At 71.1% G+C, this 21,015-nt stretch carries 19 protein-coding genes; 11 read left to right on the forward strand and 8 right to left on the reverse strand.

Annotated elements, in window-relative coordinates; all coding sequences use genetic code 11:
• Positions 1-137: 137 nt before the first annotated feature.
• Positions 138-1,628 carry a GH1 family beta-glucosidase gene (locus ACFVS8_RS02355; RefSeq protein ID WP_387057189.1) on the forward strand — a complete coding sequence of 497 codons (1,491 nt, stop codon included), beginning with the start codon at positions 138-140 and terminating at the stop codon, positions 1,626-1,628.
• A gap of 19 nt (positions 1,629-1,647) precedes the next feature.
• Here the strand turns inward: ACFVS8_RS02355 and ACFVS8_RS02360 are convergent, their stop codons facing one another.
• Positions 1,648-2,361 carry a TetR/AcrR family transcriptional regulator gene (locus tag ACFVS8_RS02360; RefSeq protein WP_387057191.1) on the reverse strand — a complete coding sequence of 238 codons (714 nt, stop codon included), beginning with the start codon at positions 2,359-2,361 and terminating at the stop codon, positions 1,648-1,650.
• 76 nt (positions 2,362-2,437) lie between these two features.
• Between ACFVS8_RS02360 and ACFVS8_RS02365 the strand changes: the two genes are divergently transcribed.
• The 7 genes from ACFVS8_RS02365 to ACFVS8_RS02395 all read left to right on the forward strand — a co-directional run bounded on the left by ACFVS8_RS02365 (position 2,438) and on the right by ACFVS8_RS02395 (position 10,940).
• Positions 2,438-4,090 (forward strand): ABC transporter substrate-binding protein, encoded by a 1,653-nt coding sequence (locus tag ACFVS8_RS02365; protein WP_387057193.1) that lies wholly within the window; start codon positions 2,438-2,440, stop codon positions 4,088-4,090.
• Between the two features lie 4 nt (positions 4,091-4,094).
• On the forward strand, positions 4,095-5,045 hold the full coding sequence (locus tag ACFVS8_RS02370; protein ID WP_387057195.1) for an ABC transporter permease: 951 nt from the start codon (positions 4,095-4,097) through the stop codon (positions 5,043-5,045).
• Positions 5,042-5,896, forward strand: coding sequence for an ABC transporter permease (locus ACFVS8_RS02375; protein ID WP_387057197.1), 855 nt, complete (start codon positions 5,042-5,044; stop codon positions 5,894-5,896). Before ACFVS8_RS02370 ends, ACFVS8_RS02375 begins: the two co-directional genes overlap by 4 nt.
• A complete protein-coding gene (locus tag ACFVS8_RS02380) occupies positions 5,893-7,599 on the forward strand; it encodes a dipeptide ABC transporter ATP-binding protein (RefSeq protein ID WP_387057199.1) in 1,707 nt (568 codons plus the stop codon). The genes ACFVS8_RS02375 and ACFVS8_RS02380 overlap by 4 nt, the downstream gene beginning before the upstream one ends.
• 67 nt (positions 7,600-7,666) lie before the next feature.
• Entirely contained in the window at positions 7,667-10,249 is a 2,583-nt protein-coding gene (gene valS, locus ACFVS8_RS02385; RefSeq protein ID WP_387057201.1) for a valine--tRNA ligase, read from the forward strand.
• A gap of 8 nt (positions 10,250-10,257) precedes the next feature.
• Complete coding sequence (locus ACFVS8_RS02390; RefSeq protein WP_387057203.1) at positions 10,258-10,704, forward strand: GNAT family N-acetyltransferase; 447 nt, start codon at positions 10,258-10,260, stop codon at positions 10,702-10,704.
• A complete protein-coding gene (locus ACFVS8_RS02395) occupies positions 10,704-10,940 on the forward strand; it encodes a hypothetical protein (protein ID WP_387057205.1) in 237 nt (78 codons plus the stop codon). Before ACFVS8_RS02390 ends, ACFVS8_RS02395 begins: the two co-directional genes overlap by 1 nt.
• An 89-nt stretch (positions 10,941-11,029) precedes the next feature.
• Here the strand turns inward: ACFVS8_RS02395 and ACFVS8_RS02400 are convergent, their stop codons facing one another.
• A complete protein-coding gene (locus ACFVS8_RS02400; protein ID WP_387057207.1) occupies positions 11,030-11,863 on the reverse strand; it encodes a methyltransferase domain-containing protein in 834 nt (277 codons plus the stop codon).
• 30 nt (positions 11,864-11,893) lie between these two features.
• Between ACFVS8_RS02400 and ACFVS8_RS02405 the strand changes: the two genes are divergently transcribed.
• Positions 11,894-13,954, forward strand: a complete 2,061-nt coding sequence (locus ACFVS8_RS02405; RefSeq protein ID WP_387057209.1) for a M3 family metallopeptidase — start codon at positions 11,894-11,896, stop codon at positions 13,952-13,954.
• Positions 13,955-14,035: 81 nt separating this feature from the next.
• On the opposite strand, the gene ACFVS8_RS02410 is transcribed toward ACFVS8_RS02405, so the two are convergent.
• The 5 genes from ACFVS8_RS02410 to sufB are packed head-to-tail and all read right to left on the reverse strand — an operon-like array spanning position 14,036 to position 18,135.
• On the reverse strand, positions 14,036-14,365 hold the full coding sequence (locus ACFVS8_RS02410) for a metal-sulfur cluster assembly factor (protein WP_387057211.1): 330 nt from the start codon (positions 14,363-14,365) through the stop codon (positions 14,036-14,038).
• 20 nt (positions 14,366-14,385) lie between these two features.
• The gene (sufC, locus tag ACFVS8_RS02415; RefSeq protein WP_387057213.1) at positions 14,386-15,153 is read right to left on the reverse strand and encodes a Fe-S cluster assembly ATPase SufC; all 768 of its coding nucleotides are present in this window, start codon (positions 15,151-15,153) and stop codon (positions 14,386-14,388) included.
• Between the two features lie 51 nt (positions 15,154-15,204).
• The gene (locus ACFVS8_RS02420) at positions 15,205-15,531 is read right to left on the reverse strand and encodes a non-heme iron oxygenase ferredoxin subunit (RefSeq protein ID WP_092965595.1); all 327 of its coding nucleotides are present in this window, start codon (positions 15,529-15,531) and stop codon (positions 15,205-15,207) included.
• A 1-nt stretch (position 15,532) separates the two neighbouring features.
• Complete coding sequence (gene sufD / locus ACFVS8_RS02425) at positions 15,533-16,702, reverse strand: Fe-S cluster assembly protein SufD (RefSeq protein WP_387057215.1); 1,170 nt, start codon at positions 16,700-16,702, stop codon at positions 15,533-15,535.
• A gap of 14 nt (positions 16,703-16,716) precedes the next feature.
• Positions 16,717-18,135 carry a Fe-S cluster assembly protein SufB gene (sufB, locus tag ACFVS8_RS02430; RefSeq protein ID WP_387057217.1) on the reverse strand — a complete coding sequence of 473 codons (1,419 nt, stop codon included), beginning with the start codon at positions 18,133-18,135 and terminating at the stop codon, positions 16,717-16,719.
• A 250-nt stretch (positions 18,136-18,385) separates the two neighbouring features.
• Between sufB and ACFVS8_RS02435 the strand changes: the two genes are divergently transcribed.
• Positions 18,386-19,324 (forward strand): heme A synthase, encoded by a 939-nt coding sequence (locus ACFVS8_RS02435; protein WP_387057219.1) that lies wholly within the window; start codon positions 18,386-18,388, stop codon positions 19,322-19,324.
• Positions 19,324-19,926, forward strand: a complete 603-nt coding sequence (locus ACFVS8_RS02440; protein ID WP_387057221.1) for a gamma carbonic anhydrase family protein — start codon at positions 19,324-19,326, stop codon at positions 19,924-19,926. Before ACFVS8_RS02435 ends, ACFVS8_RS02440 begins: the two co-directional genes overlap by 1 nt.
• 52 nt (positions 19,927-19,978) lie before the next feature.
• On the opposite strand, the gene ACFVS8_RS02445 is transcribed toward ACFVS8_RS02440, so the two are convergent.
• A complete protein-coding gene (locus tag ACFVS8_RS02445) occupies positions 19,979-20,899 on the reverse strand; it encodes a heme o synthase (protein WP_387057223.1) in 921 nt (306 codons plus the stop codon).
• Between the last annotated feature and the right edge of the window lie 116 nt (positions 20,900-21,015).

Below are 21,015 nucleotides of genomic sequence, written 5' to 3' on the forward strand. Positions count from 1 at the left end.
CGGATCGATGTCGATCTGACGATTGTACGCGTCGCGAGGGCGCGATAGGCTCCCGGTTGGCCGTGAGAGCGCTCTCATCGAGTGACCATCCCACCGCCCGCTGCTGCTCGACATCGACGACGATCTCCGGAGCCCTCATGACCGACTCCCCCGCCCGCCCGTCCGCGACCATCGCACGGCGCGGGTTCCTCGCGCTCGGCGGCTCCGCCGCGGCGGCGGCCGCGCTCGCCGCGTGCACCGCATCGTCCTCCCCGACGGGGCCCGCGACGCCCACCCCGACGCCGTGGGCGCCGCCCGCTGAGCCGATGCCCTTCCCGGCCGACTACCTCTGGGGCACGGCGACGAGCGCCTACCAGGTCGAGGGTGAGACCGCGCTCGACGGGCGCGGACCGTCGATCTGGGACACCTTCGCCGCGACGAGGTCCAACGTGAAGGGCGGCGCGACCGGCGACCCCGCCGCCGACCAGTACCACCGCTACGAGGCCGACGCCGACCTCATGAGCGACCTGGGCGTCGGCGCCTACCGCTTCTCGATCTCGTGGTCGCGCATCCTCCCGACCGGCTCGGGGGCCGTGAACCAAGCCGGCCTCGACCACTACCGGGCCGTCGTCGACGCGCTCGTGGCGCGCGGCATCAGGCCGGCGATCACGCTCTTCCACTGGGACCTCCCCCAGGCGCTGCAGGACGCGGGCGGGTGGGGCGACCGTGAGACGACGGCGAGGTTCGCCGAGTACGCGCGCACGCTGTTCGACGCCTTCGGCGACGTCGAGATCGACTGGCTCACGATCAACGAGCCCAAGACGCACGCGTTCGTCGGCCACTGGTACGGGGTGCACGCGCCTGGCCTGACCGATCCCGACGCCGCGGCGGCCGCCGTGCACCACCAGATGCTCGCGCACGGGCTCGCCGTGCGCGAGTTCCGGGCCTCGGGCGCGAAGGGCCGCATCGGCATCGCGCTGAACCTGCTGCCCGTGTACCCGATCGATCCGGATGCCACCGGCGGCGCCGAACGCGTCGATGCGAGCGAGAACCGCCTCTTCCTCGACCCAGTGCTGCTCGGCAGCTACCCGATCGACGCGATCGGGCCCTACCCGGGCTCGCTCCCGGCGGACGCGACGGCGTTCGAGGCGTTGCAGCAGCCGGGCGACCTCGACGTCATCTCGGAGCCGTGCGACCTGCTCGCGATCCAGTACTACGGCGTCACGGGCGTCGACGACGGCGGCAACACCGTGACGATCGAGCCGACCTCGGCGGCGAGCTGGCAGCAGATCCGCGCCGAGGGCCTCTACGACCTGCTCACGCGCCTCCGCGACGACTACCCGCCGATCCCGATCCTCATCACCGAGAACGGCATGCCCGACCCGCTGCCGGCGGTCACCGTCGACGACCCGTACCGCGTCGACTTCCTCCGCACCCACTTCCAGCAGGCCGCACGTGCGATCGACGAGGGCGTGCCGCTCATCGGGCACTTCGTCTGGTCATTGCTCGACAACTTCGAGTGGGCCGAGGGGTACTCGCAGCGCTGGGGCATCGTCGCGGTCGACTTCGCCACGCAGGAGCGCATGCCGAAAGCGAGCGCGGGGTACTTCTCCGACGTGATCGCCGCGAACGCGGTGTCACCGGACTGATCCGAGGGCCGCCCAGGGATCAGGCGGCGACGACGTCGAGCAGCGGCGCGAACCCGCGGCACACCGGAGCGGCCGCACGCTCGACGTCGGCCGCGAGTTCGCCTCGCTCGACCCCCTTGAACGCCCACGCCCCGGCGGCCGTCGCGGCCGCCGACGTGGCCGCGTTCGCCGCCGCGCGGACGATCGTCGCGTCGACGTGCGCCACGGCCCGTGCGCCGTCCTTCGCTTCGGCCGCCCCATCGACCCGCGCGAGCAGGAAGTCGGCGAGCGCGCGCGCCACCGCGAGGTACCGGCCCAGTCCGGCCGAGAGGAACTCGTCGTAGGTGGCCATGGGCTCGCGCTGGCTGAGGGCGATCGGCACGGCGCCGTGCGGGTGCCGAGCCGCGAGCGCCGTCAGCGCGTGCCGGAGCGCGTCGGAGGGCGCGAGCGCGGCGGGCGTCTCGTCGAGGATGGCGGGCAGCGCCGCGATCGTCTCGTCGGCGTCGAGCCAGAGCAGGTCCGACTTCGCCCCGAAGTAGTTGAAGAACGTGTTGCGACCGAGGCCCGCGCGCTGGGCGATCTGATCGATGGTGGTGCGCGCATAGCCCTGCTCGAGGAACAGCTCGGTCGCCGCGTCCTCGAGCGTGCGACGAGACGAGGCGCGGGGTCGACCCCCGCGGGCGCCCGCCGCGGTGGAGCGGGCCGTGGCCGCACCGGTTCGCGCCCGTGCGCCGACCGACTCCGATTCCGTCATAGACTCATTATGGACTGAGTACCGAAACCCCTCGTCCGCTCCCCGACGTCGCCCACCCCAGAGGAGTCGCGCCCGCATGACCTCGCGCCGAAGCATCCGCCCACTGACCCTCGCCGCCCTGGCCGCGGCGAGCGCGCTCGTGCTCGCCGCCTGCACGCCGTCGGCCGACGGGCCCGAGGCATCCGGCGACCCGGTCACGGGCGGCACGCTCGTCTACGCCTCGGGCGACGCCGAGCCGAGCTGCCTCGACCCGCACGTGGGCGGCAACTACCCGCAGGCGCTCATCGCCGGGCAGTTCCTCGAGTCGCTCGTGTCGCTCGACGAGTCCGGCGAGGTGATCCCGTGGCTCGCGACCGAGTGGCAGGCGAGCGACGACGGGCTCACCTGGGACTTCACGCTCCGCGAGGGCGTGACCTTCACCGATGGCACCCCGCTCGACGCCGAGGCCGTCAAGGTCAACGTCGAGCACCTCCAGGACCCGGCGACCCAATCGTCGACCGGGTACCTCGCGCTCGGCAAGGTCGCGTCGGTCGAGGTCGTGAGCGACACGGTCGCCCGCTTCCACCTCAGCACGCCCGACAGTGCCCTGCTCGAGTCACTCACGCAGCCGTGGACCGCGATCGAGTCGCCCGCGGGCATCGCGCGCGGCATGGAGGAGAACTGCCTCGCGCCCATCGGCACCGGTCCGTTCGTGGTCGACGAGTGGGTGCCGCAGGACCACGTGTCGCTCGTGCGCAACGACGACTACGCGACGGGCCCGGCCGATCGTGCGCACGACGGTGCCCCGTACCTCGACGGCATCGAGTGGCGGTTCATCCCCGACTCGGCCTCGCGCTACGCAGCGCTGCAGGCCGGCGAGGTCGACATCATCGACAACGCCCAGCCCGACACGCTCGACCAGGCTGCGAAGTCGGGCACGCTCGTCGAGATCGACGCGCCTCGACCCGGCGCCTCGAACCGCATCGAGCTGAACTCCGGGCAGGCGCCCTTCGACGACGTGCGCGTGCGGGAGGCCTTCATCCGGGCGGCCGACGTGAACGACGGCATCGACGCCCTGTTCTTCGGCACGGCCGAGCGCTCGTACTCGGTGCTCTCGAGCGTGGAGCCGCTCGCCTACTCCGACGACTCCCTCTTCTCGACCGACCTCGACGAGGCGAACGCCCTGCTCGACGAGGCCGGCTGGACCGAGCGCGACGCCGACGGCATCCGCACCAAGGACGGCGCGACCCTGACGGTGCGCTTCCCGGTCTCGACGAACCAGTCGATCCCGGCCGAGCAGTCGCTGTTCGAGCAGATCCAGGCCACCGCCAAGGAGGCCGGCTTCGACGTGCAGCTCGAGCCGCTCGACCTGTCGGGCTGGTACGGCGCGCTGTTCGCCCACGAGTACGAGGCCGTGAGCGCGCCCTACACGAAGGTCGGCCCCGACGTGCTGCGCATCCTCTACCACTCCGACAGCATCACGCCCGCACCGAGCGGCTACTTCGCGAACCTCGCGCAACTCGACGACCCCGAGCTCGACGCGCTGCTGACCGAGGCGGCGTCCGAGTCCGACCCCGACGCGCGGGCCTCGCTCTACGAGCAGGCGCAGCAGATCATCCTCGGCGGGTTCTACGCGCTGCCGCTCTACGACCAGCAGAACCACTTCCTCCACTCGCCGGAGCTCGAGGGTGTCCGGGCGATGCCGACCGTGTCGACGCCCACGTTCGCCGACGCCTGGCTGGCAGACTGAGCGGATGCCACGAAGCAGAACGCTCCGGCGGGTCGCACTGCGACTCGCCGGAGCGCTGTTCGTGCTCTGGGCCGTCGCGACCCTGACCTTCTTCGCCGTGCACCTCGTGCCCGGCGACCCCGCGCAGGCGATCCTCGGCGGACCCGGATCGCAGGCCTCGCAGGAGGCGATCGACCAGGTGCGCGCCGACTACGGACTCGACCAGCCGCTCGTCGTGCAGTACCTCGCCATGCTCGGCAGGCTCGCCACGGGCGATCTCGGCGACTCCTACGCGCTGAAGACTCCGGTGGCAGGCCTCATCGCCGGGCAGCTGCTCGGCACCCTGACGCTCGCGCTCCTGGCCCTGGTCGTCGCCTGGGTACTCGCGATCGGGCTCGCGCTCTGGTCGACCTCTGCGGGCCGCATCGGCCGTGCGATCGCCGCGAGCCTCGAGCTCACCGCGGCCGCGCTGCCCCACTTCTGGCTCGCGACGGTGCTCATCGCCGTGTTCTCGACCTCGCTCGGCTGGCTCCCGCCGGTCGCGAACGACCGACCGTCGGGGCTCGTGCTGCCCGTGCTGACGCTCGCCGTACCGCTCGCCGGGTTCCTCGCCCAGCTCATGCGCGAGCAGATGCTCGCCGCGCTCGAGCAGCCGTTCACGACCTCGGCACTGGCCAGGGGCGAGTCCGCGGCCGGCATCCGACTGCGCCACGCCCTCCGGCATGCGGCGCTGCCCGCGGTGAACCTCTCGGGTTGGGCGATCGGCTACCTGATCTCGGGGGCGGTCGTCGTCGAGACGATCTTCGCGCGCCCCGGCCTCGGCCGCACCCTCCTGCGCGCGACCGAGCTGCGCGACGTGCCCGTGGTCATCGGCGTGGTGCTCGTGGTCGCGCTCGTCTACGTCGTCATGACGGTCGCGACAGACCTCGTCTCGCGCGTCGTCGATCCGCGCATCGCCCTGGAGGAGCGCGCATGAGCGATCTCGAGCTCTCCAACCGCGCCGTCTCCGGGCGCGCGCTGCCGAGGCCGCCGCGCGCCGGCACCGTCGTGGCGCTCGCCTTCGTCGCCTACCTCGCGGTAGCCACCGTCGCACCGAGCCTGCTGCAGACCGCCGACCCGCTCGCCATCGCGCCCCGCGAGGCGTTCGAGCCGCCGTCCGCCGCGCACTGGTTCGGCACCGACGAGTCCGGACGCGACGTCTACAGCCGCGTCGTCGAGGGCACCGCCACCTCGCTCCTCATCGGGGTCAGCGCCACCGCGATCGGGCTGGCACTCGGTCTGGTGCTCGGCGCTCTCGCAGGGCTCGGCGGGCGGGTGCTCGACTTCGTGGTCGGCCGGGCCAACGAGGTGCTCTTCGCCTTCCCCGGCATCCTGCTCGCGCTGCTCATCATCGTGCTCTGGGGTCCGGGGCCCGTGACCGCGACGATCGCCGTCGGGCTCTCGACAGCGCCGGGGTATGCGCGCATCATCCGCGGGGAGCTCGTCACCGTGCGCTCTTCCGGCTACGTCGAGGCGGCGCGCGTGCTCGGCCACGGCCGCACGCGCATCCTCGTGCGCCACATCCTCCCGAATGCGCTCGCACCCATCGTCGTGCTCGCGACGCTCGGCATCGGGCAGGCCGTGGTCTGGGCCTCCGCGCTCAGCTACCTCGGGCTCGGTGCCCAGCCGCCCGCACCCGAGTGGGGCGCCATGCTCTCGGCAGGCCGCACGTACATCACCACCGCGTGGTGGTTGACGGTGTTCCCCGGCCTCATGATCGTGCTCACGACCATCACCACGACGGTGCTCGGACGAGCCCTCGCCGCACGCGACGGAGCACGACGATGAGGGCCCGCGAGTCGGCCTCCGTCGCCGGAGCGGACCGAACGACCGTGCTCGAGGTCAGCGGGCTCACGGTCTCGTTCCCGGGCGAACGCCGACGCGAGCGTCGCGCGGTCGTGCGCGACGTCGACCTCACCGTCGAGGCCGGCCGCTGCGTCGCGATCGTCGGCGAGTCGGGCTCGGGCAAGAGCGTCACCGCACGCGCACTCCTCGGACTCGCCGGTGCCGACGCCCTCGTGCGCGCCGACCGGCTCGTCGTCGCGGGTGCCGATCGACGCGGCGCGGGCGACCGCGAGTGGCGGCGCACGCGCGGCGTCGGCGCCGGGCTCGTGCTGCAGGACGCCCTCGTCTCGCTCGATCCGCTGCGCACGATCGGCCGCGAGATCGGCGATCCGCTGCGCATCCACCGGCGGATGTCGCACGCGGCCGCCCGCGCCAGGGCGATCGAGTTGCTCGAGCTCGTGGGCATGCCGCATCCGTCGCTGACCGTCGACCGCCGTTCGGGCGAGCTCTCGGGCGGCATGCGCCAGCGCGCGCTCATCGCCTCGGCCCTCGCGCTCGACCCGCCCCTGCTCATCGCCGACGAACCCACGACCGCGCTCGACGTCGGCGTGCAGGCCCGGGTGCTCGGGCTGCTCGACGAGGCCCGCTCGCGCGGCGCCGGCGTGCTGCTTATCAGCCACGACCTCGCCGTCGTCTCGGGCATCGCCGACCACGTGATCGTGCTCGATCACGGCGTCGTGGTCGAGCAGGGCCCGACCGCCGAGATCCTGGGTGCGCCGCGGCATCCGGTCACGCGCGCGCTCATCGCCGCCGTGCCGACCGAGGTGCCCCGGGGGGTGCGTCTCGTCGCACGGGATCGCGCTGTCGGCCCCGACGAGGCCCCCTCGGCGCTCGCGCCGGACGCCCCCGCAGGCGCGGTGCCGCAGCCTGCGCTCGAGGGCATCGGCCTGTCGAAGTCGTTCCGCTCGGGCGCGGGCGCCACGCACGCCGTGCAGGATGTCTCGTTCCGCCTCGACGCCGGGCGCACGCTCGGACTCGTCGGCGAATCGGGCTCGGGCAAGACCACGCTCGCGCGTCTCGTGCTCGGCCTCACGATGCCCGATGCGGGCGAGGTCCGGCTCGCCGGCGAGCCCTGGGCGCCCCTCGCCGAACGCGAGCGACGGTCCCGCCGGTCGCGCATCGGCGCCGTCTACCAGGACCCGTTCGGCTCCTTCGATCCCCGATGGAGCGTGCGGCGCATCCTGCGCGACGCCCTGGTCGCCGCCCGGCACGAGGCGACGGATGCCGTGGTCGCCGAGCTGCTCGACCAGGTGCACGTTCCGGCCGACGTGGCATCGCGGCATCCGCTCGCCCTGTCGGGAGGCCAGCGCCAGCGCGTCGCGATCGCCCGGGCCCTGGCCGGAACGCCCGACGTGCTCGTGTGCGACGAACCCGTGTCGGCGCTCGACGCGACCGTGCAGGCGCGGGTGCTCGACCTCCTCGACGAACTCCAGCGCGAGCGGGGCCTCGCGCTGCTGTTCGTCTCGCACGACCTCGGCGTGATCCGGCACGTAAGCGACACGGTCGCGGTCATGCGGAGCGGTCGCGTGGTCGAGCATGGCGAGACCGAACGGGTCTTCACCGAGCCGCGCCACGAGGTGACGGCCGCGCTCATCCGGGACTCGCCGAGGCTCGTGCGCGGCGACGGCCCCGCGTCGTTCCGCTAGGCTTGAGCGTCGCACATTCAGGCACCTCACCACGGACACGGTGCCGCAGATATCGAACCGGAGCATCATGACCGACACGTCGCGCATTCCCGACAAGCCCGCCCTCGAAGGGCTCGAGACGGTCTGGGCCGACGCATGGGAGCGCGACGGGGTGTACACCTTCCCCCGTGCCGAGGCCACCCGCGAGCAGATCTACTCGATCGACACGCCTCCGCCCACCGCCTCCGGATCGCTGCACATCGGCCACGTGTTCTCCTACACGCACACCGACGTCATGGCGCGATTCCAGCGCATGCGCGGCAAGAAGGTCTTCTACCCCATGGGCTGGGACGACAACGGCCTGCCGACCGAGCGCCGCGTGCAGAACTACTACGGCGTGCGCTGCGACCCGACGCTCCCCTACGAGGCCGACTTCGTGCCGCCGTTCGAGGGCGGCGACGGCAAGTCGACCAAGGCCGCAGACCAGAAGCCCATCAGCCGGCGCAACTTCATCGAGCTGTGCGAGCGCCTGACCGTCGAAGACGAGAAGCAGTTCGAGGCGCTCTGGCGCATGCTCGGCCTCTCGGTCGACTGGAAGCAGAGCTACCGCACGATCGCCGACGAGGCGATCTTCACCTCGCAGCTCGCCTTCGTGCGCAACGTGGAGCGCGGCGAGGCCTACCAGGCGCTCGCGCCCACCCTGTGGGACGTCACGTTCCGCACGGCGGTCGCCCAGGCCGAGCTCGAGGACCGCGAGCAGCCCGGCCACTACCACCGCGTCGCGTTCCACCGCCCCGACGGCGGCATCGTCGAGATCGAGACCAGCCGGCCCGAACTGATCGCCGCGTGCGTGGCGCTCGTGGCGCACCCCGACGACGAGCGGTACCAGCCGCTGTTCGGCACCACCGTCACCTCGCCCGTGTTCGGCGTCGAGGTGCCAGTGGTCGCCCACCACCTCGCCCAGAAGGACAAGGGCACCGGCATCGCCATGATCTGCACCTTCGGCGACGTCACCGACGTCGTGTGGTGGCGCGAGCTCGGCCTGCCGAACCGGGCGATCATCGGCTTCGACGGTCGGGTCATCGCCGAGGCGCCCGAGGCGATCACGAGCGAGGCCGGCCTCGCCGCCTACGCCGAGATCGCCGGCAAGACGACGTTCTCGGCCAAGCAGGCCGTCGTCGAACTGCTTCGCGCCTCGGGCGACCTGCTCGCCGACCCGAAGGCGATCACGCACCCCGTGAAGTTCTTCGAGAAGGGCGACCGCCCCCTCGAGATCGTCTCGACCCGCCAGTGGTACATCAGCAACGGCGCGCGCGACGCCGGCCTCAAGGAGCGCCTGCTCGCGCACGGCCGCGGCATCGACTGGCACCCCGACTTCATGCGCGTGCGCTACGAGAACTGGGTCGGCGGTCTCTCCGGCGACTGGCTCGTGTCGCGCCAGCGCTTCTTCGGTGTGCCGATCCCCGTCTGGTACCCGCTCGACGCCGAGGGCAACCCGGTGTTCGACGAGCCCATCGTCGCGACCCGCGATCTCCTGCCCGTCGACCCGTCGTCGGCGCCCGCACCCGGGTTCGACGAGGCCCAGCGCGGCGCACCCGGCGGGTTCATCGGCGAGCACGACGTCATGGACACGTGGGCGACGTCGTCGCTCACCCCGCAGCTCGCCGGCGGCTGGGAGCGCGACCCCGAGCTCTTCGACCTCGTCTACCCGTACTCGCTGCGCCCGCAGGGCCAGGACATCATCCGAACCTGGTTGTTCAGCTCCACCCTGCGCGCCGAGCTCGAGCACGGCAGCGCCCCGTGGACGAACGCCGCGATCTCCGGCTTCATCGTCGACCCCGACCGCAAGAAGATGTCCAAGTCGAAGGGCAACGTGGTGACCCCGGCCGGACTGCTCGAGCAGCACGGCTCCGACGCGGTGCGCTACTGGGCGGCCTCCTCGCGCCTCGGCACCGACGCGTCGTTCGACCCGCAGAATCCGACGCAGGTCAAGATCGGCCGCCGTCTCGCCATCAAGGTGCTGAACGCCGCCAAGTTCATCCTCGGCTTCGAGGGGTCGGCCGATGCCGCGGTCACCGAGCCCGTCGACCGCAGCATGCTGGCCGAGCTCGCCGAGGTCGTGGCGAAGGCGACGAAGTCGCTCGAGGCCTACGACCACGCGCGTGCGCTGGAACTCTCCGAGACCTTTTTCTGGACCTTCTGCGACGACTACCTCGAGCTCGTCAAGGAGCGCGCCTACGGCGAGGCCAGCCCTGAGCAGGCCTCGGCCGTCGCAGCGCTGAAGACCGCGCTCGCGGTGCTGCTCCGCCTCTTCGCGCCCGTGATCCCGTTCGCGACCGAAGAGGTCTGGAGCTGGTCGAACGAGGGCTCGGTGCACCTCGCCACGTGGCCCACCGCCGACGAGCTCGCCGCGCGCGGCGAGGCCGGCACGGAGCTGCTCGCCATCTCGAGCCTCGCGCTCACCGGCATCCGTCGTGCGAAGACCGCGGCGAAGGCGTCGCAGAAGACGCCCGTGACCCGTGCGGTGATCGCCGCACCCGCTGCGACCGTGGCACTGCTCACGGCCGTGGCCTCGGACCTGCGTGCGGTGGGGCGCATCGCAGCACTCGAGTTCGTCGAAGCCGACGAGTTCGAGGTCCGGGACATCGAACTCGAAACGCCGGAGGCATAGGGGGCCACATGACACACGAGATCCGACTCGCAGCCGACGAGGACTTCTTCGGCTGGCTGCCGTTGTTCGAGGCGTACTGCAGGTTCTACGAGACCGAGCTCGACGACGCCAAGGCGCTCATCGTCTGGAACTGGATCCGCGACGAGCACGATCCCCTGAACGCCGCGCTCGCGGTCGACGACGAGGGCCGGCCGGTCGGCCTCGCCCACTTCCGGGTCGTGCCCGACAGCCTGTCGGCGACGAAGGGCATGTACCTCGACGACCTGTACGTCGACGAGCAGTCCCGGGGCTCGGGTCTCGGCCGCAGCCTGATCGAGTTCGTGCACGCACGCGCGGCAGAGGTCGGCACGGGCGGCGTCTCGTGGATCACGGCCTCCGACAACGAGCCGGCTCAGCGCATCTACGACGAGGTCGCGACGCGCACGAGCTGGGTGACCTACGAGATGCAGGCCTGATGCAGCTCGGCACGCGGTGGGCGGTCGGCGCCGAGCCGCCCGCATCGGTGCCCCGCGAGCTTCGCGAACTGGTCGCGTCGGTCGAGGCTCGGCGGGCGGATGCCGCGGGCCACTGGACCCTGACCTGGCTCGAGGGGCGGCCGATCGCCGAGCTCGACGACGGCACCCGGGTCACCCTCGCCGGAGTCGAGGAGCCGCGCGCGGCGGACGACTCCGACGCCGACGACGAGTGGTGAGCGCGGCTCGACCGACGTGACGACGGGCGGTTGCGCCTGAGCGCGAGGCCGTCGCGCAGCCGGCCGTCACGGAGAAGACCGGTACGCGCTCAGGCTCGCGCGATGATCTCGCCGTGCGGCATGAGCATCCAGCCGTCGGGGTCGGCCGCCCAGTCGAGCCACCCCTTCGAGACGCGCTGCAGCTCCGCGACATCCGAATGCCCCGACTCGATGGCGTGCGCGGCGAACGCGGACTCGGTCGCCCGCAGCGCCCACGACTCGCCCCACCACTCGCGCTCGGCGTCGGAGGCGAACACCCACACCGACCCGGTCGCGGTCACGTCGGCGAAGCCGGCCGCCCGCACCCAGGCCTTCAGGTGCCGGCCCGCATCGGGTTCGCCGCCGTTCCATGCGTGCACCGCACGGTAGAGCTCCAGCCATCGCGTGAGCGCATCGCTCGCGGGCGACGTCAGCACCCCGCCGTAGTCGACGTCGCGCACGGCGAGCACGCCACCGGGTCGCAGCACCCGTCGGAATTCCTTCAACGCATCGATGGGATGCCCGAGGTGCTGCAGCACCTGGTGCGCGTGCACGACATCGAAGGAGTCGTCGTCGAACTCGAGCGCGTACGCGTCACCGACGCGGAACTCGACGTTCTCGACGCCGGAGCTCGCTGCGAGGCCCGTGGCATCGGCGACGATCCCGGCCGAGGCGTCGACGCCGATGACGCGACCCGGGCGCACCCGGCGGGCCAGGTCGATCGTGATCGTGCCCGGCCCGCTGCCCACGTCGAGCACCACGAGGCCCTCCCGCAGGTGCGGCAGCAGGTAGGCGGCCGAGTTCTCGACGGTCCGCCACGTGTGCGACCGCAGCACGCTCTCGTGGTGGCCGTGCGTGTACGCGTCGCGGGGGCCGGTGTCGTTCGTCGGGGTGGGGGCCGTCATGTTCCGACTCTATGCCGATAGGGTCGGCGGATGGCCGATGTGACGAACCCGCTGCTCGATCCCAGCCCGCTGCCGTACGGACTGCCGCTGTTCGCCCTCATCCGCCCCGAGCACTTCGCCGAGGCGATCGAGTCGGCCATGGCGGCGCAGCGCGACGCGGTCGCCGCGATCGCCGCGGACCCCGAGCCGGCGACCTTCGCGAACACGATGCTGCCGCTCGAACGATCGGCTCTCGCACTCGATCGGGTGCTCGCCGTGTTCGAGAACGCGAGCTCGGCCGACACGAACGAGGAGATCGAAGCGCTGGACGCGCGCTTCGCGCCCCTGCTGGCCGCCCACCGCGACGCGATCCGCCTCGACCAACGGCTCTTCGCGCGGATCCGGTCGCTGTTCGAGCGACTCGACGAGCTCGCGTCCGACCTCGATCCCGACGAGCGGTACCTCGTCGAGCGCACGCATCATGAGGCCGTGCTCGCCGGTGCCGCGCTCGACGACGACAGCCGCGACCGGCTCCGATCCCTCAACGAGCGGCTCTCGGTGCTCACCACGGCGTTCCAGCAGCACCTGCTCGCCGACACGAACGACCTCGCGCTGCACGTGATCGACAAGGCGGACCTCGTCGGGCTCGACGCGGGCGCCCGATCGGCCGCACGGGGGGCGGCCGCCGCACGCGGCCTCGACGGATGGCTCCTCACGCTCGTGCTGCCGACCGGGCAACCTGCGCTCGCCACGCTCGCGAACCCGTCGACGCGCGATGCGCTGCTCGAGGCATCGCGCGCCCGCGGCACCCGTGGCGGCGCGCACGACACCCGCGCCGCGCTGCTCGAGATCGTCGCCCTGCGTGCCGAGCGCGCGGTGCTGCTCGGCTTCGACTCCCACGCGGCCGCCGTGACCGCGGGACAGACTGCGGGAACGCCCGACGCGGTCGCAGCCCTGCTCGCGGAGCTCACCGTGCCGGCGATGCGCAACGTGGAGCGCGAACGGCGCAGGCTCGCCGACCAGGCGGAGGCCATCGCCTCCCGCCGGCCCGAGGCATCCGACTGGGCGTACCTCGCCGAGCTGGTCGAGGCGGCGGAGGACGCCCTCGATCCGGCCGAGGTGCGGCGCCACCTCGAGTTCGAACGCGTGCTGGTCGACGGGGTCTTCCACGCGGCGCACCTGCTGTACGGGCTCACGTTCACCGCCCGCCCCGACCTCATCGGCTACCACCCCGACACGCGCGTCTACGAGGTGTTCGAGCACGACGGTGAGCCCGTCGGGCTCTACCTGCTCGACGCCTACACGCGCGACACGAAGCGCGGCGGCGCGTGGATGAGCTCGCTCGTCGAGCAGTCCGACCTGACCGGCGCGCTCCCCGTCGTGGTCAACAACCTCAACATCCCGAAGCCGGCCGCCGGCGAGCCGACGCTCCTCACCTTCGACGAGGCCGGCACGCTCTTCCACGAGTTCGGCCATGCGCTGCACGGGCTCCTCGCGAGGGTGCGCTATCCGTCGCAGGCGGGCACCCGGGTCTTCCGCGACTTCGTCGAACTGCCGAGCCAGGTCAACGAGCTGTGGCTCATCCGGCCCGAGATCCTCGCGAACTTCGCGGTGCACCACGAGACCGGTGAGCGGATGCCGCAGCAGATGCTCGATCGGCTGCGGGCCACGGCCGGCATCGAGTCGGGGTTCTCGACCGCCGAGTACCTCGCCGCTGCCGTGCTCGACCAGGCGTGGCACCGCGTCGCGGTCGGATCGTCGCCCGACCCCGACGACCTCACGGCCGTGGCCGGCTTCGAGCGCGGGTCGCTCGAAGCCGCCGGCCTCGCCCACCCGCTCGTGCCGCCCCGGTACGCGAGCACGTACTTCGCGCACGTGTTCGCGGGCGGCTACGACGCCGGCTACTACTCCTACATCTGGAGCGAGGTGCCCGGCGCCGACATCATGGCGTGGTTCGAGGAGCACGGCGGTGCGACGCGCGAGAACGGCGACCGGTTCCGCCGCGAGATCCTCGCGCCGGGCGGCTCGCGCGACCCGAGGGCGTCGATCCGGGCGCTGCTCGGCCGGGACGCGTCGATCGGACCGCTCCTCGCACGTCGCGGCCTCGCCTGACGGCGCCCTCCCCCGGAAACGACGGATGCCGCGTGCAGTCGTGCTGCACGCGGCATCCGCGATTCGGTTCGGCTGTGCGCCTCAGATGGCGAACCCGAGCGCGCGCATCATGTCGCGCCCGTCGTCGGTGATGCGCTCGGGGCCCCACGGCGGCATCCACACCCAGTTGATGCGGAAGGCCTCGACGACCCCGTCGAGCGCCTCGGCGGTCTGCTCCTCGAGCACGTCGGTGAGCGGGCACCCGGCGCTCGTGAGCGTCATGTGGATGATGAGCGCGTTGTTCTCGTCATCCCAGCCGAGGTCGTAGATGAGTCCGAGGTCGACGACGTTGACGCCGAGCTCGGGGTCGACGACGTCTTTCAGCGCCTCGGTGACCTCGTCGTACTTCTCAGGGGCGAGTGAGGTGGCCATGAGCGGGAGTCTACTCGCGCCTACTCGGCCGCCGACTCGGCGACCTGGTAGCGGTCGTAGCCCTCTTCCTCGAGACGGTCGGCGAGCTCGGGGCCGCCCTGCTCCGCGATCCGGCCGGCCACGAACACGTGCACGAAGTCGGGCTTGATGTAGCGGAGGATGCGCGTGTAGTGCGTGATGAGCAGGATGCCGAGGCCGGTGTTGGCCTTCGCGCGGTTGACGCCCTCGGAGACGATCTTGAGCGCGTCGACGTCGAGACCGGAGTCGGTCTCGTCGAGCACCGCGAACTTGGGCTTGAGCAGCTCGAGCTGGAGGATCTCGTTGCGCTTCTTCTCGCCGCCCGAGAAGCCCTCGTTGACGTTGCGCTCGGCGAACGCGCTGTCCATCTTGAGGTTCTTCATCGACTCGCGGACGTCCTTGACCCACGTGCGGACCGAGGGCGCCTCGCCGTCGATCGCGGTCTTCGCGGTGCGGAGGAAGTTGGTGACGGTGACGCCGGGGATCTCGACGGGGTACTGCATCGCGAGGAACATGCCGGCGCGCGCACGCTCGTCGACGCTCATCTCGAGCACGTTCTCGCCGTCGAGGAGGATCTCGCCCTCGACGACCGTGTACTTGGGGTGACCGGCGATGGTGTACGCCAGGGTCGACTTGCCGGAGCCGTTGGGGCCCATGATGGCGTGGATCTCGCCCTCGTTGATGACCAGGTCGACGCCGCGGAGGATCTCGCGGGTTCCCTGGTCGGTCTCGACGTTGACGTGCAGGTTCTTGATCTCGAGCACGGACATGGTGATGGGGGTTCTCTTTCGTTAGATCGGCCGCGTGGGCCGGAAACTGATTCAGACGGTCAGCGTGACCGCGGGGTCGATGTGCACGTCGCCGTCGGTGATCTGCACCTGGTAGACGGGCACGGGTTCGTAGGCGGGGAGCGTGAGGGGCTTGCCGGTCTTCAGCGAGAACTTCGACCCGTGCGCCCAGCACTCCAGGGTGTCGTCCTCGACGAAGCCCTCGGCGAGCGAGATGTCGCCGTGGGTGCACGTGTCGCCGATGGCGAACACCTCACCCGCGGAGTCCTTGACGACGGCGATCGGCACGCCCTCGAGCACGAAGCGCGACGCCTCGTTCTCGGCGAGGTCGGCGACGGAGCAGACTCGGACGGAGGTCACGTCAACGCCCTTCGAGCTCGGCCTCGAGTGCGGCCGTGAGGCGCTCCTCGAGTTCGGTGGAGCCGATCTTCTGCACGATCTCGGTGAGGAAGCCGCGCACGACGAGTCGACGCGCCTCCTCCTCGGAGATGCCGCGTGCCATGAGGTAGAACAGCTGCTCGTCGTCGAAGCGACCCGTCGCGCTGGCGTGGCCCGCGCCCGCGATGTCGCCCGTCTCGATCTCGAGGTTCGGCACCGAGTCGGCACGCGTGCCGTCGGTGAGCACGAGGTTGCGGTTCTGCTCGTAGCTGTCGGTGCCGGTGGCCTTCTGGCCGATGAGCACGTCGCCGATCCAGACGCTCCGCGCTCCCTCGCCCTGCAGTGCGCCCTTGTAGGTGACGCGGCTGCGGGTGTGCGGCGCATCGTGGTGCACGTACACCTGCTGTTCGAGGTGCTGGCCGGCGTCGGCGAAGTAGAGGCCGAGGGCCTCGATGTCGGCGCCCTGCTCCGCGAGGTGCGTCGAGGGGTTCACGCGCACCACCTTGCCGCCGAGCGAGACGACGATGTGCTTCAGGAACGCGTCGCGCCCGATGCGCGAGAAGTGGCTGGCGAGGTGCACCGCGTCGTCGCTCCACTCCTGGAGCGAGACGACGGTGAGCGATGCGCCGTCGCCGACGACGATCTCGACGTTCTCGGTGAGGCGCGCGTCGCCCTCGCCGCCGAACACGATGAGCCCTCGGCTGTTCGGCGCGATCTCGATGACGGTGTGCGCTGCGCGGGGTGCGGAGCCGAGGCCGGTGCGGGTGATCACCGCGACCTTGTCGTCGTCGCCGGTGACCCGGATCAGGAGCGCCTCGTCGAACGACGACCACGCATTGGCGGAGGCGCGCTCCTCTGGCGTGTTCGTGCGACCGATGCGCTCGTCGTCGCGGGCGATCCACGAGAGTTCGACGCCGTCGACCGCGTCGGTCCGCAGCTCGAGGCGGCCGCCGTCGAGCTCGCCGGCGGTGAGGTCGGCGAACGCGGCGACGGGTGAGAGCTTCCACTCGTGCTCACGTCCGTTGACGGGCTCGAAGTCCTCGACGTTCACCGACCGGAACCGCTCGGAACGGGTCTGCACGGGCACGAACGCGCCGTCGGAGTGCGCGACGAGGCCGTGCTGCTCGGCGGTGGGCATAGCGGTGCTGGTCATCTGGGCGGTCACGCTCAGCCCACCGATCCTTCCATGCCCATCTCGATGAGCTTGTTGAGTTCCATCGCGTATTCCATGGGCAGCTCGCGCGCGATCGGCTCGATGAAGCCGCGCACGATCATCGCCATGGCCTCGTCTTCGGGCATGCCACGGCTCATCAGGTAGAAGAGCTGCTCCTCGCTGACCTTCGAGACCGTCGCCTCGTGTCCGAGCACCACGTCGTCGACGCGGATGTCGATCGCGGGGTACGTGTCGGAGCGCGAGATCGTGTCGACGAGCAGGGCGTCGCAGCGCACGGTGTTCGCCGAGTGGTGGGCGTTCGCGTCGACGCGGACCTCGCCGCGGTAGCCGGCTCGGCCGCCGCCGCGCGCGATCGACTTCGACACGATCGAGCTCTGCGTGTGCGGCGCCATGTGGATCATCTTGGCGCCGGCGTCCTGGTGCTGGCCGGGGCCCGCGAAGGCGACCGAGAGGGTCTCGCCCTTGGCGTGCTCGCCCATCAGGAAGATCGACGGGTACTTCATGGTGACCTTCGAACCGATGTTGCCGTCGATCCACTCCATGGTCGCACCCTCGGCGGCCGTCGCGCGCTTGGTCACGAGGTTGTAGACGTTGTTCGACCAGTTCTGGATCGTCGTGTAGCGAACGCGGGCGTTCTTCTTCACGATGATCTCGACGACGGCCGAGTGCAGCGAGTCGGACTTGTAGATCGGTGCCGTGCAGCCCTCGATGTAGTGCACGTAGCTGCCCTCGTCGGCGATGATCAGCGTGCGCTCGAACTGGCCCATGTTCTCGGTGTTGATGCGGAAGTAGGCCTGGAGCGGGATCTCGACGTGCACGCCGGGCGGCACGTAGACGAAGGACCCGCCCGACCACACGGCCGTGTTCAGGGCGGCGAACTTGTTGTCGCCGGCCGGGATCACGGTGCCGAAGTACTCCTCGAAGAACTCGGGGTGCTCCTTCAGCGCGGTGTCGGTGTCCATGAAGATCACGCCCTGGCGCTCGAGCTCTTCGTTGATCTGGTGGTAGACCACCTCGGACTCGTACTGCGCGGCGACGCCGGCGACGAGGCGCTGGCGCTCGGCCTCGGGGATGCCGAGCTTCTCGTAGGTGTTCTTGATGTCGTCGGGCAGGTCCTCCCAGGTCTGGGCCTGCTTCTCGGTGGAGCGCACGAAGTACTTGATGTTGTCGAAGTCGATCTCGCTGAGATCCGCACCCCACGTCGGCATCGGCTTGCGCTCGAAGAGCTGGAGGGCGCGCTGGCGGCGCTGCAGCATCCATTCGGGCTCGGCCTTCAGCCGGGAGATGTCTGCGACGACCTCCGGCGAGATGCCGCGTCGGGCCGAGGCCCCCGCTGCGTCGGAGTCGGCCCACCCGAACTCGTACGTGCCGAGCCCTTCGAGTTCCGGCCGGTCGATCAGTACGTCCGTCATGCTCTCCCTCTTCTCCTCCCGTGCAACCGGCTATCAGTCCGGCCCATCGCCTCCCGTGAGTCGAGGCGCTCTTCGAGTTGGTGATGATGTGCGGGTGGCTTCAATGCGAACCTAAGATGGCTGGGTACCCGCATCGCGCGTTCTCGCGCGCCTCGCGGAATCTCCAACCCATCAAGTCTATAGGGTCGCGCCGCCGCTCGGTCCGTACTCCCAGCGGCGGCACAGCAGACCCGGAGCAGGACCGTCCAGCGTGAACCGCTTCACCGCGTGGCTCCCCGAGCACGTCGACCGCCGCATCCGCATCTTCGCCTGGCTCTCGTTCGTCGCGCAGACGACGATCATCGCCACCGGCGGAGCGGTGCGTCTGACCGGTTCCGGGCTCGGATGCCCCACCTGGCCGACCTGCACGCCCGGGTCGCTCGTGCCGACCGAGGAGCTCAGCTACCACTCGCTCATCGAGTTCGGCAACCGGCTCATGACGGGTGTGGTCGGCATCGTCGCGCTGATCCTGTTCATCCTCGTCTGGCGCATCCGTCGCGAGCGCCGCGACCTGTTCACGCTGTCGTTCATCGTGGGTGCGGGAATCGTCGCGCAGGCCGTCGTCGGCGGCATCACGGTGTGGACGGGCCTCAACCCATTCATCGTGGGCTTCCACTACCTGTCGTCGCTCGCGCTCGTCTGCGTGATGGCCGCGTTCCTGGCGCGCATGGATGCCGCGCCCGGCCCCCGCGAACGCGCCGTGCCCGCCTGGTACCTCGGTCTCGCGCACGCGACGAGCGCCGTCCTGGCCGTCTCGATCGTGTTCGGCGTCCTGACCACCGGCGCAGGCCCGCACTCCGGCGACGCCGTAGCCGGCCGCAACGGCTTCAACGCCGAACTGCTCGAGCACGTGCACGCCTGGCCCGGCTACGCGGTGTTCGCGCTCACGCTCGCCCTCGTGATCGGCGCGTGGTCGAAGCGGCTGCCGACCCTGCGCTGGACCCTCGTGCTCCTCGCCGTCGAGCTTGTGCAGATCGGCGTCGGGCTCTACCAGGCCCGCAACGGCCTGCCGCCGCTCGCCGTCGGCGTGCACATGGTGCTCGCGGCCCTGACCGCGGCCACGATGACCGTCGTCATCCTGCACCTGAAGCGCCCGGTGACGACGGATGCCGCGGCACCCGCCGCACCCGTCGAAGCGGCCGCGCGCTGATGCTCGTGCGCCACCGGGGTCGGGAGCCCTTCGTCTCCCCCTCGGCCACGGTGGCGCCCGGTGCGATCCTCTCCGGCGACGTCGTCGTCGAGGCCGGTGCGCGGATCATGCACGGCGCGGTCCTGACGGCCGAAGACGGCGAAGTCAGGATCGGCGCCGAGAGCGTCGTGCTCGAGAACGCCCTCATCCGCGGTCGGGCGGGCCACCCCGCGATCATCGGGTCGCACGTCATGGTCGGCCCCCACGCCCACGTCAACGGCGCGTCCGTCGCCGACGGCGCGTTCATCGCGACGGGCGCCTCCGTGTTCCCGGGCGCGGTCGTCGGCGCGGGCGCCGAGGTCCGCATCAACGCGGTCGTGCACGTGAACACCACGCTCGAGCCGGGCGCCGTGGTGCCGATCGCCTGGGTGGCGGTGGGCACGCCGGCGCAGCTGTTCAGCCCCGACCGGCACGACGAGATCTGGGCCGTGCAGCAGGCGCTCGACTTCCCCGGCACCGTCTACGGCGTCGCTCGCAGCGACGGGGCAGCCGAGATCATGCGGCGGCAGTCGGCCTTCTACGCCGCCCACGACGACGACGAGATCGTCGACGAGGCACGTTGACGCGGCATCCGCCTCCTTCGGGGCGTGCGCGCGACGGCGGCGCCGGCCGGGCTCAGAAGGGCAGGAGCGGGTCGACGCCGACCGCGAGGAAGACCAGCGTCAGGTAGGCGATCGAGCCGTGAAACACGCGCATCGGCGAGACCTGCTCGTGCCGGATCGCGAGGCCGTACAGGCGGTGGGTCTCGTAGATGAACCACACGCCCGAGACGAGCGCGACGCTCGTGTAGAGCAGCCCCATGCCGGCGATGGGCACGAGCAGCAGCGAGCACGCGACGGTCGCCCATGCGTAGAGGATGACCTGGAGGCCCACCTGCGCCCGGCCGCGCACGACGGCGAGCATCGGCACGCCGGCGGCTGCGTAGTCGTCCTTGTACTTCATCGAGAGCGGCCAGTAGTGCGGCGGCGTCCAGAGGAAGATGATGAGGAACAGGATGAACGGGGGCCAGCTGAGGTCGCCGGTCACCGCGGCCCAGCCGATGAGCACCGGCATGCAGCCGGCGATGCCGCCCCACACGATGTTCTGGGCCGTGCGGCGCTTGAGGATCAGGCTGTAGAAGACGACGTAGAGCAGGATCGCCGCGAGCGAGAGCGCAGCCGCGACCCAGTTGGTGAAGACGCCGAGCCACACGATCGACGCGAGGCCGAGGCCGTAGGCGAACACGAGCGCCTCGCGGTCGGTCAGCTCGCCGGTCACGAGCGGGCGGCCCTGGGTGCGCTTCATGACGCGATCGATGTCGCGGTCGATGTAGCAGTTGAACGCGCCGGCCGAACCGGCGCTCATCGCGCCGCCGATCAGGGTCGCGATCATGAGCCAGAGGCTCGGGAGGCCGTTCTGCGCCAGGATCATCGTCGGCGCGGTGACCACGAGCAGCAGTTCGATGACGCGCGGCTTCGTCAGCGCGAGATACGCCGCGAGCTTGCGCTTCAGGGTCGGCCGGGCCGTCGCTTGCCGCGTCTCAACTGCTGCCTGCATCGCTCCTCTTCCGCGCGCGAGCGCGCCGAACACGACGCGCCCCACACGGCATTCTATGTCATGCGGCGTCATCGGCATTCGCGACCCGGCGGCGCGGTATCCGGCGCGGCGACCGA

The sequence above is a fragment of the Agromyces sp. NPDC058110 genome (assembly GCF_042884735.1).
GTDB lineage: Bacteria > Actinomycetota > Actinomycetes > Actinomycetales > Microbacteriaceae > Agromyces.